Here is a 16,470-nt window from a genome sequence, read left to right as displayed (position 1 = left end):
TTATGGAAGACTCAGAATATTTAAGTAATAAAAATGGTTTGGAAATAGCTATTATTGGCATGAGTGGCTGTTTTCCTGATGCTGATAATATTGAGCAGTTTTGGCAAAATATCCGAGACGGGGTAGAATCAATACATAGATTTAGTGACCAAGAATTAAAAGATTTAGGTGTAGATGCGGCTTTATTGAGCGATATCAATTATGTTAAAGCAGAGGGTGTAGTCGCAGATATAGACTTATTTGATGCTTCATTTTTTGACATCAGCCCCAGAGAAGCTGAAGTGATGGATCCTTCACTCCGTTTTTTCTTAGAGTATTCATGGAAAGCACTTGAGGATGCTGGCTATAGTTCAGATATCTATAGAAAACCTATTGGGGTCTACGCTGGAACAAGTTTTGGCAGTTATCTACTTAACATTTATTCTAATTATGATCTGATAGCCTCTGTGGGTGATAAGCAGATAGAAAAGGGAACTTCTCCAGATTATGTTACGACACTTGCTTCTTACAAATTAAATTTGCAAGGGCCAAGTTATGCGGTTCAAACTACTTGCTCAAGCTCATTAGTTGCTGTACATTTAGCCTGCCAAAGTCTGCTCAGTGGTGAGTGTGATATTGCTTTAGCAGGAGGAGTTTCAATATCCACAGCAGATGGTTATTTGTATCAAGAGGGAGGTATTGAATCTCCTGATGGACATTGCCGTGCTTTTGATGCTAAGGCTGCGGGAACAGTAAAAGGAAGGGGTTTAGGTCTTGTAGTTTTAAAGCGTTTAGAAGAAGCGATCGCAGATGGAGACTGCATCCATGCTATTATCAAGGGCTCTGCGATTAATAACGATGGGTCAAACAAAGTTAGCTACACAGCACCCAGCGTCGATGGTCAAGCCAAAGTAATTAGAGCCGCTCAGGTTATGGCTGAGGTCGAACCTGATACCATTAGCTACATTGAAGCGCATGGAACCGGGACTTCTTTAGGTGATCCCGTCGAAATTGCTGCCTTAACACAAGCTTTTCGTACTAAAACTCAAAACAAGGGATTTTGTGGCATTGGTTCTGTAAAAACCAACATTGGGCATTTAGATTCAACTGCTGGTGTCGCAGGTTTGATTAAAACCGTACTAGCCCTAAAACATCAACAAATTCCCCCTAGTTTGAACTTTGAAGAACCATCGCCCCAAATTGATTTCGCTAATAGTCCGTTTTATGTCAACAACACACTATCTGAGTGGAAAACTAACGGCACTCCTCGCCGTGCGGGTGTTAGTTCCTTTGGCTTTGGTGGGACAAATGCCCATGTGATTTTAGAAGAAGCTCTGGTAATTAAATCCTCTAGCCCTTCTCGAACTTGGCAATTATTATTACTTTCGACAAAGACGAATACAGCACTAGAAACTGCTACAGAAAATCTAGTTAATTACCTACAAAAAAATCCAGATTTAAACCTTGCTGATGTTGCTCATACCTTACAATTAGGTCGGTGGACTTTAAACCATCGCCGAATGGTAGTTTGCCAAAACCAAGAAGATGCAATTAATGCATTGCAAGACCCTCAAAGAGCTTTCACCCATTACCAAGAACCTTGTAATCGCCCGATTGTATTTATGTTTTCTGGACAAGGTTCGCAATATGTAAATATGGGTCGAGAATTATACGAGAGTGAAAGCGTATTTAGAAAGCAAGTTGATTACTGCTGCGAACTACTCAAACCTTACTTAGAATTAGACCTACATACAGTTCTCTATCCCAGCGCCGAAACAGCTTTAACAGCAACACAAAAGTTACAGCAAACAGCAATTACTCAACCAGCATTATTTGTGATTGAATATGCTCTAACTCAGTTGTGGATGGCATGGGGTGTGTACCCTGAAATGATGATTGGTCACAGTATAGGGGAGTATGTAGCTGCAACTATAGCTGGAGTTTTTTCTTTAGAAGATGCCCTGGCGATCGTTGCAATGCGAGGAAAACTCATGCAGCAGTTACCTAGTGGTGCTATGCTCTCAGTTCAGCTTCCAGAACAAGAGGTACAACAACTACTAGAAAAGGAAATATCTCTAGCTGCGAGTAATGCACCTTCTTCCTGTGTGGTGTCTGGTTCAAAAGAAGCAATAGAGAAATCGCAACAGAAGCTACAACAAATCGGTGTAAATTGTAGGCGTTTGCATACTTCTCATGCCTTTCATTCTCTAATGATGGAACCCATCATTGAGACATTCATCCAGTCATTACAAAAAGTAAAACTCAATTGCCCAAAAATTCCGTTTATTTCTAATGTCAGCGGAACTTGGATTACCGCAGCCGAAGCAACAGATCCTAACTATTGGGCTAGACATTTAAGGGAACCAGTACGCTTCAGTTTAGGAATCGCTGAATTACTCCTCCAGCCAGAACCAATACTGTTGGAAGTTGGGCCAGGACGCACACTAAGTAGTTTGGCTAAACAACATCAAACAGATAAACTCATAGCACTAACCTCCATACGACATCCTCAAGAGCAACAATCAGATGTAGAATTTTTACTTAACACCTTGGGTAGACTTTGGTTAGTAGGAATTCAAATTGATTGGTCGGGTTTTTATGTAGACGAAAGGCGTCATCGCATACCCTTACCTACTTATCCTTTTGAGCGCCAGCGTTACTGGATTGAGGTAAATCGAAATGCGACCTTGGCCATGATGTCGGCAAAAACTTTAGATAAAAAGCCAGATATTGCTGACTGGTTCTACGTTCCTCGTTGGAAAGAATCTACACCACTTGAGTTTTTCCAACAAGACAAATTGGTAGAACAATCACGCTGGTTAGTGTTTGTCGATAACTATGGAGTTGGATCAGAAATTATCGAACGACTCAAACAACAAGGTCATGATTTGATTGTCGTTAGAGTTGCAGATAGATTTGCAAAACTTAGTGACTACACATATACAATTAATCCCCAACAAAGGGATAACTATGATGCCTTGCTGCGAGCACTACAAGAACAGAATTGTACTGGATGGCATCTTGCACATTTTTGGAGCGTTACCCCTGACGATATCTTACCTAGTCAACAGCTAGAACCACAAACACAACATCAGTTTTTTGAAGATTGTCAAAATCTTGGTTTTTATAGTCTGCTATTTTTGACACAAGCATTGGCAAAACAGAATATAATTGAGCCAATGAAGCTGATGGTTGTTACTAGTAATTTACATGATATAACTGGTAGCGAGAATTTATGTCCTGAGAAAGCAACTATATTAGGCGCATGCAATGTAATTCCACAAGAATATCTCAACATAACTTGCTGTTGCTTTGATATCGTTCTGCTAAATGGAACTAAGCCATCACAAACACTCATAGACTCACTGCTTACAGAATTTACAGCACCAATAACTGATAACTTAATTGCTTATCGTGGCAATCATCGCTGGGTTAAAACTTATGAAGCCGTACATTTAGATGAAGGCATTACCAACAAAACTAAGTTAAGAAAAGGAGGTGTTTATTTAATTACTGGTGGGCTTGGTCGCATTGGTTTAGCAATGTCAGAATACTTAGCAAAAACAATGCAGGCTAAGTTAATTTTGATCGGCAGAAAAGGCATACCAGAAAGACATAAATGGTTTGAATGGCTACTCACTCATGATGAATCTGATGAAGTTAGCCAGAAGCTTAAAAAAGTGATGATACTTGAGGAATTGGGTGCTGAAGTTCAGGCGATCGCAGCTGATGTAGCTAATGAACAACAAATGCAACAAGCTATAGCATTAGTGAATGAACGCTTTGGTGAAATTCATGGTGTAATTCACGCAGCGGGAATTAATGACGATGCCTATTACACTATTGAAGAAAGTTCTAAAACTCAAAGTCAATCACAATTTCATCCCAAAGTAGATGGACTATTTGTATTAGAAAAAGTTTTGCAAGGTCAAAAGTTAGATTTTTGTTTATTCACATCTTCCTCATCATCTGTTTTAGGAGGTTTAGGATTAACTTCCTATTCTGCTGCTAACATTTTTATGGATGCTTACGCTCACAAGCACAACCAGATAAACTTTCCTTGTATTAGTGTGAACTGGGATACCTGGCAATCTCAAGAAAACGACATGGAAGATCTGACCGTGGGAGTAGCGTTAGAAAAATTACGCATGACATGGCAAGAAGGGATAGAAGTCTTTAGCCGTGTATTATCCATAACTAAAACTCCTCAAATTGTTGTTTCTGCGGGAGAATTACAACCAAGAATTGAGCAATGGATAAAACGAAACTTTTTACGAAACAAGGAATTATCAAATAATCGAGATAGTTTATCGCTCCATTCAAGAGCAAACCTACAAAGTGAGTATGTCCCAGCTAGCAACAATGTAGAGCAAATAGTTGCTAAAACTTGGCAAAAAGTTCTGGGAATTGAAAAGATTGGTATTTATGATAACTTTTTTGATTTGGGAGGTAGTTCTCTAATTGGTATTGAGATAATCTCACAGCTTCAAAAAGAACTAAATGCCCATATTCCGATAATCAGTATTTACGAAAGACCAACTATCAGTTCGTTGTCTGAATTTTTAAGTAGCGATGAACAAGCTTATTTGCAAAAAGATTCTTACCGGACTCAGACGAGATCTGCCTCAATTAAGCGCCGTAAACAAGCTAGGCAAAATCATCGAAGAACATCATAACTTTTCAAAGCTAGTGAAGGGTTTGTAGTAAGCACTTTAGGGCTTAGAAAATAATGAATAAAGTCATTACTACAAACTTGCTTAAATCTAGTATTGTTGGTGGTAATTAGCAGCAAGGCAATTAATAGCTAAGATATATTCGGGAGTATAAAATGGCATTAAGTCAGCAAAGACAAGAAAAAAATAAGCAAAATTTCTTCTTTGAGAATGAGCTAACACCACAGTATGCAGTTGCAAATGAAGTTATGCAATTATTTGCACCATCTAATAACTTATCTGTAGAGTCGAAGATGGGTGTTAAAACTGACACTTTGGTTGATGATTTCTTAAGTGCAATTAACACTAACTCGGATATTAATTTTAATGACTTGGTAGAAACCTTTGGTGATAGTCAAGTTCCCATTAATCCTGCTAATTTTGATAGCTACCTTGATTATTTAGCAAATAATGTTATTAATCATTCAATACATACATCTTCACCACGATTTATCGGTCACATGACCTCTGCACTGCCTTGTTTTGTGCGACCGATCGCTAAACTAATGACAGCAATGAACCAAAATGTTGTCAAAATAGAAACAGCCAAAGCTTTTAGCCCTTATGAACGTCAGGCTTTGGCAATGATGCATAGATTGATTTATGACTTTTCTGATGAATTTTATAGCGAACATATCCAAAATAGCCAAAGCACTTTAGGTATATTGGTTTCTGGAGGTACAGCAGCAAACATTATCGCACTATGGTGCGCCCGTAACAAGTCCTTGGGTGCAAAAAATAATTTTGCTGGTGTAGAGAAAGAAGGTTTAGCAGCAGCTTTAGATTACTATGGTTATCAAGGAGCGGTGGTAATTGGCTCTGAATTGATGCATTATTCTTTTGATAAAGCCGCAGATTTATTAGGTATAGGTACAAATGGTTTAATAAAAATTCCTACTAATGGTAATAACCAAGTGGACTTACCAGCTTTACGTCAGACTGTTGCAGATTGTCATGCCAAAAATCTGCATATTATTGCGATCGCAGGCGTTGCTGGTACTACGGATTCTGGTAATATAGACTCACTTTCAGACATAGCAGAGATTGCCCAAGCTGCAAATGTCCATTTTCACGTAGATGCAGCTTGGGGTGGGCCATTAATATTTTCCGAACAACATCGACAAAAGCTTGTTGGTATTGAACACGCTGATTCAGTCACCATTGATGGACATAAACAGCTGTATTTACCTATGGGTATTGGTATGGTATTCATGCGCGAACCGTACTTAGCTTCATCCATTGAAAAAAACGCTAGCTACACCATGCGTAAGGGTTCATTCGATTTAGGTAAACGCGCTTTAGAAGGTTCTCGATCTGGTATGGCATTATTTTTACATGCTGGGCTACATCTGATAGGACTTAAAGGTTATGAATTTTTGATTGATGCAGGTATTGAAAAGACACAATATATGGCTGCTCAAATCACTACCATGTCCGAATTTGAATTACTATCTCAACCAGATATAAATCTCCTTCTTTATCGCTACATCCCGGAATCTTTCAGAGAACTTGCAGTTAAAAAGCAGTTAACCGAAACTGATAATCAACAAATCAATATATTCAATGAGCGTCTGCAAAAAACTCAACGTCAAGCTGGTCGTACTTTTATCTCACGGACGACAAAAACAATTACCTGTTTAGAAAAAGAAATTTCAGTTACGGCGCTGCGTGCAGTAATCGCCAATCCGCTCACGACTAAAGATGATATTGATGCAGTACTGAATGACCAAATTCAGATTGCTTTAGATTTATCAATATCAGATTCTTTAGAAGCTACTCAGAGCCTAGCATAATTGCTGTAAATAACTGTATTTAGGTATTTTTCCTATGAATAATTCTCAGGAATTTAATAACTTTGATGATAACGATGAAATAGCCATCATTGGCATAAATGGCCGCTTCCCAGGCGCAAACAATGTTGACAAGTTTTGGGAAAATTTGCGAGATGGAGTAGAATCAATTTCTCATTTTACAGATGAAGAACTGTTAGCTGCGGGTATAGAGCCAACTTTGCTGAATGACCCAAATTATGTGAAAGCAGGCAGCATAATGGAAGGTATTGAGTTATTTGATGCTGCATTTTTTGGATTTACTCCTAGAGAGGCTGAAATCACAGACCCACAACATCGCATCTTTTTAGAATCTGCCTGGGAAGCTTTAGAATCGGCGGGCTATGATTCCGAATCTTATAACGGTAAAATTGGGGTTTACGCTGGTGTAACTAATAGTAATTATTTATTTACAAACTTATATTCAAATCAAGACTTAATGCAGTCGGTAGATGCTTTAAATATTTTTATTGGTAATGAAAAAGACAATTTAAGCACACAAACTTCTTACAAGTTAAATCTTACCGGGCCAAGTATAAATGTTCAGAATAACTGCTCTACATCATTAATAGCTGTACATTTAGCCTGTCAAAGTTTACTAAATGGTGAAAGTGATATAGCTTTGGCTGGTGGTGTTTCCATCGCCAAGTTACCCCAAAAATCTGGTTATCAGTATCAAGAGGGAGTTCTTTGTTCGCCTGACGGACATTGTAAAACTTTTGATGCTAAAGCTAAAGGAACAGTGTTTGGCGATGGCTTGGGAATTGTTGTATTAAAAAGATTAGATGATGCTGTTGCTGATGGAGACTTTATTCATGCTGTAATTAAAGGTTCAGCTATCAATAACGACGGTTCTTTGAAGGTTGGTTATACAGCGCCCAGTGTTAATGGTCAAAGAGAAGTAATTTTAGAAGCTCTTGCCTTAGCTAATGTTGAACCCGATACTATTTCTTATATTGAAGCTCATGGTACTGCAACTCCCTTGGGAGATCCGATTGAAATCAAGGCTCTTACACAAGCTTTTCGTGCTAGCACAAATCAAAAAAACTTCTGCGCTATCGGTTCAGTAAAAAGCAATATTGGGCATCTAGATACAGCAGCGGGTGTGACAGGTTTAATTAAAACTGTGCAAGCATTAAAACATCAACAAATACCCCCTAGCTTACACTTTGAAAAACCCAATTCAGAGATAGACTTTGCTAACAGTCCCTTCTACGTCAACACCAAATTATCAGAATGGAAAACTAACGGTTTACCTCGTAGAGCAGGTGTAAGTTCTTTTGGGGTTGGCGGGACTAATGCTCACGTAATTTTGGAAGAAGCTCCAGTAATAGAAGCATCCAGTACCTCTCGGCCTTGGCAATTACTGTTACTTTCAGCCAAAACCAGCACAGCTTTAGAAAGCGCAACTGCAAATTTAGCGGCTTACCTCCAGCAACATCCCGATATCAACTTGCCTGATGTTGCTTATACCTTACAAGTTGGTCGTCGAGTTTTTGATCATCGGCGGCTAGTAGTTTGTCAAGACTGGAATGATGCTGTTAAATTACTTGAAAATAAAGACCCACAACGTGTTTTTAGTTACCATTGGAAACCAAGCCGTTGCCCTATCATTTTCATGTTTTCAGGACAAGGATCACAATATGTAAATATGGGTCGGGAACTATACGAAGTCGAACCGACGTATCGCAGACATATAGATAATTGCGCTGAAATTTTGCAACCTCACCTCGGTCTTGATATTCGTCATCTACTCTTTCCCTCAGCAGAAATTGCAGCGGCTAGCCAACAACTACAACAAACAGCGTTATTTGTGATTGAGTACGCCTTGGCTGAGTTATTGATGTCATGGGGAGTACTTCCAGAAGCGATGATTGGTGACGGTATCGGTGAATATGTTGCAGCTGCGATCGCAGGTGTATTTACTCTCGAAGATGCTTTAGCAATCGTAGCAAACAAGGGACTGCGATCGCTCAAAAAAGTTCAACTCAATCCACCACGCATCAGCTTTATTTCCAATGAAACTGGTAAGTGGATTACAGATGCACAAGCTACAAATCCCAACTATTGGAGTAAAAATTTACAACAAACTGTGAAATTTTATGATAGTATTTCTCACCTGTTAGAGCAGTTTGCAGGCGTTTTTCTAGAGGTGGGGCCAGGACAAAATTTAAGCACATTAACCAAACAACATTTAGATATCAATGCTGAACAACATATACTGACTTCCTTACCCGATGTTAAAGAGCAATCAGATGTGAGCTTTTTGTTGGAAACATTGGGGCAGTTGTGGCTTTTTGGTGTCGATATAGATTGGTCAGGATTTTTCACCCACGAACAGCGCCATCGTCTACCTTTACCTACCTATCCTTTTGAACGACAAAGGTATTGGATTGATGCTAAAAAACAAAGCAAAGATGATAATCAGACTCCAGTATTATTGAGTAAAAAACCTGATATTGCTGACTGGTTTTACATTCCTTTTTGGAAGCCTTCTTTACCTCCAGCACAAGTCGATAGTCAAGACTTAGCAACTAACAAATCTTACATAGTATTTATCGATGAGTGTGGCTTGGGTATTAACTTGGTTAAACAACTAGAAAAACTCAACCACAATGTAATTACCGTAAAAGTCGGTGAAAACTTTACCATACTAGGCAATGAATATACTATTAATCCTAAGAATCATCAGGATTATGATATTTTATTCCAAGAAATTTTCAGGCACAAGTTGCCAAAAAAAATAGTTCATTTATGGAATGTCACACCTATATGTAACCAAGAATTAGAAATTGAAAAACTTGACCAAGCCCAAGAAACTGGATTTTATAGTTTACTATATATTGCCCAAGCTTTGGGAAGGCGAGAAACTACTGATAATTTTCAAATCACAGTTATTTCTAATAACTTACAGCCAGTGACCGGAACTGAAGTACTTTGTCCAGAAAAAGCCACTTTGCTTGGGCCAATTAAAGTTATTTCTCAAGAATATGCAAATATAAATTGTCGTAGTATTGATGTTATCCTTCCTACTAAAGGCAGTTTGCAAGAAGAGAAACTTATAGAAAAATTACTGGCAGAACTAACGCTTGATAATTCTGAAAAGTTAATTGCTTATCGAGGTTTGAATCGTTGGGTGCAGAGTTTTGAGCCAGTGCGCTTTGATGAAGCTAAAATTGAAAAGCCGCGGCTACGAGACAGAGGAGTCTATTTAATTACAGGTGGACTCGGAGGTATTGGACTTGTTTTAGCAGAATATTTAGCTCGAACTGTACAAGCAAAACTACTGTTAGTAGGACGTTCTGCTTTGCCTAAAAAAGATGAGTGGTGTCAATGGCTTATCACTCATGATGAAACTGATAGTATTAGCTGCAAGATTCGCAAAGTTCAAGAACTTGAAGACTTGGGTGCAGAAGTTTTGGTGATTAGTGCAGATGTTAGCAATACAGAACAGATGCAAAGTGCGATCGCTCAAGCTCAACAACGATTTGGTAAACTAAATGGCGTTATCCACGCCGCTGGAATTCCTGGAGGTGGTGTAATACAGCGAAAAACTTCAGAAGAAGCAGAAAGTATTCTAGCTCCAAAGGTAAAAGGGACAATAGTTATTGATGCAATTGTCAAAGATATTGAGTTAGATTTCTTTATTCTAGTATCATCAAATAGTTCAATTATCGCGGAATTTGGACAGGTAGACTATTGTGCAGCCAATGCTTTTCTCGATGCTTTTGCTCACTATAATGCTACGAAAGGTCGATTTACTACAAGTATCAACTGGGATACTTGGCAAGAAGTTGGAATGGCAGTAAACACAGAATTGCCGCAACGACTCCAAGAATTGCGAAAAGAAAATCTTAAACAAGGTATATTACCTAACGAAGGTATAGATGTTTTTCTTCGTACTTTGGCAAATACAATGCCTCAAGTTGTAATATCCACCTCTGATTTATTAGAGGGATTAAAGCAGTACAATTCTGACAACAAAACACAATCACTAGAATTTTTAGAAACTGTCAATTCATCCAAATTTAAATATCCTCGACCTGAACTAAATAACGATTATATTGCTGCTCGAAATAAAATTGAACAAAAGTTAGTTGACATTTGGCAAGAAGTTATTGGGATTGAACGGATAGGAATTTATGATAACTTCTTTGAGCTTGGTGGTGATTCTCTTATAGGTATTCAACTGATTACTATTGTAAATAAGGCATTTAATTCAAATCTGGCGATCGCCAAACTTTATGAATGCCCAAATATTAGTTCTATGGCGAAGATTTTTACTCCTGAAGACTCTCAAGAAAAGACTTTTGAACAAAGGCTAAATCGAGGACAAAAAAGAAGACAGATGAAAATGCAAACTAACTAAAATCCAAAATTAATTTATCTGGTTAATAAAATCATGAGTACCGAAGTACAAAAACAAATAGCAAATCCAGATATTGCAATAGTGGGGATGTCTGGTCGTTTTCCTGGTGCAAAGAATATCGATGAGTTTTGGCATAATCTCGAAAACCAAGTTGAGTCTATCTCATTCTTCTCCGACGATGAGTTAGCAGATTTAAATCTGGAAGAGGAGATTTTACACGATCCAAACTATGTTAAAGCAGCACCGATATTAGAAGATATTGAGCATTTTGATGCTAGGTTCTTTGGTTATACTCCTAGAGAAGCTGAACTAATTGACCCCCAACATCGCCTATTTATAGAATGTGCCTGGGAAGCTCTTGAAAATGCTGGATATGACCCAGAAACATACAATGGTTTGATTGGGGTTTATGCTGGTGTTAGCACAAATACTTACTTTTTTAACAATGTATATAAAAATGTGAGTTCAAGAGATATTTCTAATAACTATACTTTTAATAAAGACTTTTTAACCACAAATATTTCATATAAATTAAATTTAAAAGGGCCAAGTGTAGGAATTCAAACTTATTGTTCTACTTCATTAGTTGCTTTACACTTAGCTTGCAAAAGTCTACTAGATCAAGAATGTGATATTGCTTTGGCAGGCGGGGTAACGATTATAGTTCCCCAAAAATCAGGTTATTTATATCAAGAAGACGGAATTTTATCACCTGATGGTCATTGTCGAGCCTTCGATGCTAAAGCACAGGGTACTGTTTTCGGTAGTGGACTGGGAATAGTCGTTTTAAAAAGATTAGAAGATGCGATCGCAGATAAAGATTACATTCATGCAGTTATTAAAGGTTCAGCAATTAATAATGATGGTTCATTAAAAGTTAGCTATACAGCACCTAGTGTAAATGGTCAGGCGGAAGTTATTGTAGAAGCTCTGGCAAATGCTGGAATAGATGCTGATGATATTTCCTATATAGAAACTCATGGAACTGGAACTGCTGCTGGCGACCCAGTAGAAATTGCTGCGCTAACTAAAGCTTTTCGTGCTTTTACACAAAGAAATGGTTTCTGCGCTATTGGTTCAGTCAAACCGAATATCGGACATCTAGATATAGCAGCGGGTATAGCAAGTTTAATCAAAACTGTACAAGCATTAAAATCTAAAAAAATACCTCCGAGCATCAATTTTAAAGTTCCCAATCCTGAGATTAATTTTGCAAAGAGTCCCTTTTATGTTAATACTAAACTAACTGATTGGAAAACTAATAATACTCCCCGGAGAGCAGGAATTAGTTCGTTAGGCTTTGGGGGAACTAATGCTCATGTGATTCTAGAAGAAGCTCCTGAAATCAAATATTGTGATGATTCTAGACCTTGGCAATTGTTGTTACTTTCAGCAAAAACTAATACAGCCTTAGAAACTGCGACTACAAATTTAGTTACGTATTTAAAACAACAACCAGATATAAATTTAGCTAACGTTGCTCATACTTTAAAAGTTGGTCGTAGAGCTTTTAATCATCGTCGAATGTTAGTGTGTCAGAGTGTTCAAGATGCTGTTAGCGTTTTAGAGACACATGAGCCACAACGAATTGTTACTGTATGTCAGGAGCATAGAGAACAGCCTGTCATTTTCATGTTTTCAGGACAGGGGTCACAATATGTAAACATGGGTCGGGAACTATACGAAGTTGAACCAACCTATCGCAGACATATAGATACTTGCGCTGAAATTTTGCAACCTCACCTCGGTCTTGATATTCGTCATCTACTCTTTCCATCAGCAGAAATTGCAGCGGCTAGCCAACAGCTACAACAAACAGCGCTCACCCAACCAGCATTATTTGTGATTGAGTACGCCTTGGCTAAGTTATTGATGTCATGGGGAGTACGTCCACAAGCGATGATTGGTCATAGTATCGGGGAATATGTTGCAGCTGCGATCGCAGGTGTATTTACTCTCGAAGATGCCCTATTTATTGTGGCAAAAAGGGGGCAACTAATGCAGCAGTTACCTCCAGGGAGTATGCTGGCGATTCCGCTTCCAGAAAAAGATGTGCGATCGCTAACTCAAAACTCTTTAGAAATCGCAGCGATTAACACTCGAACTTCATGCGTAGTGTCTGGGACAGTTGAGGCGATCGCAACCCTACAAAACCAATTATCCTCTCAAGGTGTTGAATGTCGGCTGTTGCATACATCTCATGGGTTTCATTCTCAAATGATGTCACCAATATTAAATGAGTTTGTGCAGTTGCTCAAAAAAGTTCAACTCAATTCACCACGCATCAACTTTATTTCCAATGTAACTGGTAGTTGGATTACAGATGCACAAGCCACAAATCCCGATTACTGGAGCCAACATTTACGACAAACTGTAAAATTTTTCGATGGTATATCTCAACTTTTAGAGCAGTTTGAAGGCGTTTTTCTAGAGGTGGGCCCAGGACGAACTTTAAGCACATTCACCACACAGCATTTAGATATCAATACTAAACAACACGTACTAACCTCCTTACGCCATATTAAAGAGCAACAATCAGATGTGAGCTTTTTGTTGCAGACATTAGGTAGGTTATGGCTTTTTGGTGTCGATATAGATTGGTCAGGATTTTATACCCACGAACAGCGTCATCGTCTACCTTTACCTACCTATCCTTTTGAGCGACAAAGGTATTGGATTGATGCAACTCCATCACCTTCTTTAAAGAGTAAGCCAGCAACATTAGATAATAAACAAGATATTGCCGACTGGTTCTATGTTCCTTCATGGAAACGCTCTTTCCTAACTCATTCATCCTCTGTTAAAACAGAATATACTCAAAAACAATGGTTATTTTTTGTTGATGATTTTGGATTAGGTGAAAAACTAATTAGTACATTGAAAATCCAAGGTGAAAATATCATTATAGTTAAGCATGGAAAATGTTTTGATAAACTAGCTGAAGGCATTTATACAATTAATCCATGCATAAGCGAAGATTATAATATATTATTTGAAGACTTAATTTCATTCGGTAAAACACCGCAAAATATAGTTTACCTATGGAGCATAAGCCAACTTGAAAATCATCAAATAGGGAATTATTTAGAGTTCAATAGTCTGTTGTTTTTATCACAAAGCCTCAGAAAACTGAAAACTAACGAAAGCTTGCAACTCTGGGTTGTGTCTAATCATATTCAAGAAGTTAGCGGAAACGAGATTATAGACCCAGAGAAAGCAGCAGTGTTAGGTTTATGTCAGGTAATTCCTCAAGAATATCCTAATATAACCTGTCGGAGTATTGATATCGCTTTAACTAATCACCTAGATGTAGAGAAAGAATATTACAAAATTAATATTACTAACAAGCTTTTAAGTGAGTTAACATCTGCATCCTCAGACTTAGTTGTTGCTTATCGTGGTTCCTACCGTTGGGTACAAACATTTGAGCCAGTTTGCTTAGAGTCAGTAGTTGAAGAAAAAATCCCGTTAATCAAACAAGGTGTTTACCTGTTTGCTGGTGGGTTAGAAAGTATTGAAATTATACTTGCAGAATATTTAGCGAAAACTTTCCAAGCAAAACTCATATTTATCGAGAATGTAGCTTTTCCAGAAAAGAATTACTTTTCACAATGGCTTGAAACTCATACTCAAGAAGATGAAGTAAGTTGCAAAATTAAACAATTGCTAGCCTTAGAAAAATTAGGTGCAAAAGTTTTAGTCATGCGTGCAGATTTAACAAATTATGAACAAATGCAGCAAAGCTTTTCTGATGAAAATATTGGACAAATTAACGGAGTTATTTATTCAACTGGAATCAATAGGGAAAAACTATTTGGTTCGATTCCAGAAATTAGTAAAATAGAAGTAGAAAAATTATTTAATTTGCAACTTCATAAGATTATTATATTAGAACAAGTATTACATAATAAAAAGTTAGATTTTTGTATCATTTTTTCTTCTTTATCTTCTGTTTTAGGTGGATTTGGTTTAGGTTTGTATTCAGCAGCTAATCATTTAATAGACAGCTTTACTAACCAACATAACCAAAACAATTCTTTGCCTTGGTATATTATAAATTGGGATAAATTACAGCTAAATATCAGCCCAGAAAAAACGTTAGAACAAGCATCTGGAGTTGAGTTAGCAATTACTCCAGTAGAAATCCTAGAAGTATTTAAACGAATATTTTATCTTGATGAAGGAACTCAAATTATTGTTTCTACAATAGATTTAAACGCCAGATATAAATATGCATTTAACCTTGATCCAGCAAAGGCAAAAAGACCCAATCAATCAGATTTATCCCCCCGCTATTCCCGACCTCAACTTATTAATTCATATCTTGCTCCGACAAATGAGTTAGAAAAACAAATTACAGAAATATGGCAAGAGGTACTTGGAATTGCAGAAGTTGGTATTTATGACAACTTCTATGAGTTAGGAGGAGATTCTCTGATTGCAACTCAACTAGTTTCTCGATTGCGAGCAAAATTTCCTATAGACTTACCACTGCGTGACCTTTTATTGCAAGCAATGATACCAGTTAAACAAGCAGAAATGATTGAGCAACTTTTATTGGAAAAAATTGAAGAACTATCTGAAGAAGAGGTAGAAGCTCTTTTAGCTAATAAATATTAACCTAATTTTTAGAACATTAGGGATTAGATGATATCAAAACATAACATGATATAGCTTCTACACAACTTACAATACACTCAATTAATAGTAATTCAACTATTTCATTGAAAATCTTCATTTGACAACAGGAGAAATATTCTATGTCTATGCTAAGTGATCTTCCCAACTATGAACCCATCGCTCGATTACAGAACGAATTCAAGAATACAGCCGAAGATTTGCTAAAAGGTATAATACCTGCTTTAGAGCAAATATTATTATCACAACTTCCTGCGGGATCACACATTCTCGAACTTGGCTGTGGTTGCGGACATTTAGCACAACAACTTAACATTAGAGGATTTAAAGTTACTGGAATCGATGCTTCTGAAAGGATACTGGACTACGCTCGAAAAAATGCACCCGAAAGCGAATTTATCCTAAGTGATATACGTAATTTTGAGCTACCACCTATCTTTGATGCTGTTTTGGCAAATGATGTTATCCATTTTATCCAAAACAAAGAAGATTTGAAAATAGTATTCAAAAACGTATATACCGCACTTAAAAATGATGGTATGTTTGTGTTCAACATACCAATAACAGATTGGCTACACGAAGCTGCTCAGAAAAACAACTTTAATATTGTCTATGTTAATGATGAATGCTCATTAATGGAATTATTCTACTACAAACCCGAAGAAAGGATGTGGGAAATCAAAGTTACAGGATTTGAATTGATCGAAAAAAATTGGCAGCGTTCAGACACCATTTGGTTAAGAAAAGACCACTTTTTAGAAGAAGTTGAGTCAGCTTTAAAAGAAGCGGGCTTCACAGAATTTAACTACTATAATACCAGGGACTTTGGAGAAAGCGAAGACATAGCTTGCTTTGTTTGTCAGAAAACCTCCCTTAAGTAATACAGCAATCCTAAATTGTTTGTGCTCACTCAAGATTTCTCTTATCTCTGTGTCTCTGCGTG

At 37.5% G+C, this 16,470-nt stretch carries 5 protein-coding genes; all 5 read left to right on the top strand.

Translation table 11 applies throughout. The features are described 5' to 3' along the window. Window positions 1-2 precede the first annotated feature (2 nt). The 5 genes from HCR01_RS15915 to HCR01_RS15895 all read left to right on the top strand — a co-directional run bounded on the left by HCR01_RS15915 (window position 3) and on the right by HCR01_RS15895 (window position 16,408). Window positions 3-4,655 (top strand): type I polyketide synthase, encoded by a 4,653-nt coding sequence (locus HCR01_RS15915; RefSeq protein ID WP_193197113.1) that lies wholly within the window; start codon window positions 3-5, stop codon window positions 4,653-4,655. 152 nt (window positions 4,656-4,807) lie between these two features. Next, complete coding sequence (panP, locus tag HCR01_RS15910) at window positions 4,808-6,484, top strand: pyridoxal-dependent aspartate 1-decarboxylase PanP (RefSeq protein ID WP_193197112.1); 1,677 nt, start codon at window positions 4,808-4,810, stop codon at window positions 6,482-6,484. A gap of 34 nt (window positions 6,485-6,518) precedes the next feature. Beyond that, window positions 6,519-10,889: a type I polyketide synthase gene (locus HCR01_RS15905; RefSeq protein WP_193197111.1), complete on the top strand. Its 4,371-nt coding sequence runs from the start codon at window positions 6,519-6,521 to the stop codon at window positions 10,887-10,889. A gap of 33 nt (window positions 10,890-10,922) precedes the next feature. After that, on the top strand, window positions 10,923-15,509 hold the full coding sequence (locus HCR01_RS15900; RefSeq protein WP_193197110.1) for a type I polyketide synthase: 4,587 nt from the start codon (window positions 10,923-10,925) through the stop codon (window positions 15,507-15,509). A 140-nt stretch (window positions 15,510-15,649) separates the two neighbouring features. Beyond that, window positions 15,650-16,408, top strand: a complete 759-nt coding sequence (locus HCR01_RS15895) for a class I SAM-dependent methyltransferase (protein ID WP_193197109.1) — start codon at window positions 15,650-15,652, stop codon at window positions 16,406-16,408. Window positions 16,409-16,470: the final 62 nt, after the last annotated feature.

Source organism: Nostoc sp. MG11 (assembly GCF_014904695.1).
Classification (GTDB): Bacteria; Cyanobacteriota; Cyanobacteriia; order Cyanobacteriales; family Nostocaceae; genus Komarekiella.
The sequence above is the reverse complement of the archived record's forward strand: the minus strand, read 5'-3'. Positions and strand labels throughout refer to the sequence as shown.